At 64.7% G+C, this 1,238-nt stretch carries 1 protein-coding gene; it reads left to right on the top strand.

Annotated features, from left to right (window positions below; translation table 11 throughout):
- The first annotated feature begins 93 nt into the window (after nucleotides 1-93).
- On the top strand, nucleotides 94-1,227 hold the full coding sequence (locus ACIBQ1_RS61865; protein ID WP_397292896.1) for an IS630 family transposase: 1,134 nt from the start codon (nucleotides 94-96) through the stop codon (nucleotides 1,225-1,227).
- Nucleotides 1,228-1,238: the final 11 nt, after the last annotated feature.

Below are 1,238 nucleotides of genomic sequence, written 5' to 3' on the forward strand. Positions count from 1 at the left end.
CTAGTGCCGCATCATCTTGGGTTTGCCCCGTTTCGTTGGGACACGCCGATCAAGGTCCCACCGCGGTCGGCGTGATCGCCTCAGACTCTGTTCGTGGCTGAGCGGGTTCGCGTACGCGAGATCGATGACGACGAGGGCAACCGGCTGCTGCGCATCGTACGGCGCGGCAGCGGGTCGGTGGTGACCTGGCGGCGAGCGCAGATGGTGCTGCTGTCGGCCCAGGGCATGACCACCACGCAGATCGCCAAAGTGGCCTTCACCAGCGAAGACCGGGTCCGTGACGTGATCCACAACTTCAACGCCGATGGATTCGACTCGCTCTACCCCAAGTACAAGGGCGGCCGGAAGCCGACGTTCACGCTTCCGCAGCGCGTGGAGATCAAGAAGATCGCCAAGTCTCGTCCTGCCGAGCACGGGTTGCCGTTCTCCCGGTGGAGCCTTGCCAAACTGGCCGATTTCCTAGTCGCCGAGGGGGTGGTCGAGGACATCAGCCATGAGGGCCTGCGCGAGCTTCTCCGTGCGGAAAATGTCTCCTTTCAAGCCATAAAGACCTGGAAGGGCTCCCGCGATCCCGACTACGCGACCAAGAAGGCCCGCATCGAGCACCTGTACGCCATCGCCGACGGCGAGGTCGTCCCCGAGCCCGGCGAACCCGCCGTGATCTTCTGCATGGACGAGTTCGGACCGCTCAACCTGCAGCCCCGCCCCGGCCGGCAGTGGACCGACGTCGGCGGCAAGGGCAAGGATCCCGATCGCGAACCTCGGCCCAGGATGCGCGCCACCTACACCCGCACCCAAGGGGTACGACACCTGTTCGCCGCGTTAGACCTGGGCAAGGACAAGATGTACGGGCACGTCAAGAAGCGCAAGCGGCGCGGAGAGTTCCTGGAGTTCTGCCGCTACCTGCGCAGCCTCTACCCGCCCGAGGTGCGCATCGCGATCATCTGTGACAACTTCAGCCCGCACCTGACCACCAAGAAGGACAAGCGGGTCGGCGCGTGGGCAGAGGCGAACAACGTCGAGATCGCCTACACGCCCACCAACTCATCGTGGTTGAACCGCATCGAGGCGCAATTCACCGCACTGCGCGAGTTCACCCTCAACGGCACCGACCACGCCGGCCACCGCGAGCAGAGCAGCATGATCCGCCGCTACATCGCCTGGCGAAACCGCAACACCGACAACCCCCGCCTACGACGCATCGTCAAGAGGGCAAACGTGGCCTGACGCGGCACTAG

The sequence above is a fragment of the Nonomuraea sp. NPDC050153 genome (genome assembly GCF_044460125.1).
Lineage (GTDB): Bacteria > Actinomycetota > Actinomycetes > Streptosporangiales > Streptosporangiaceae > Nonomuraea.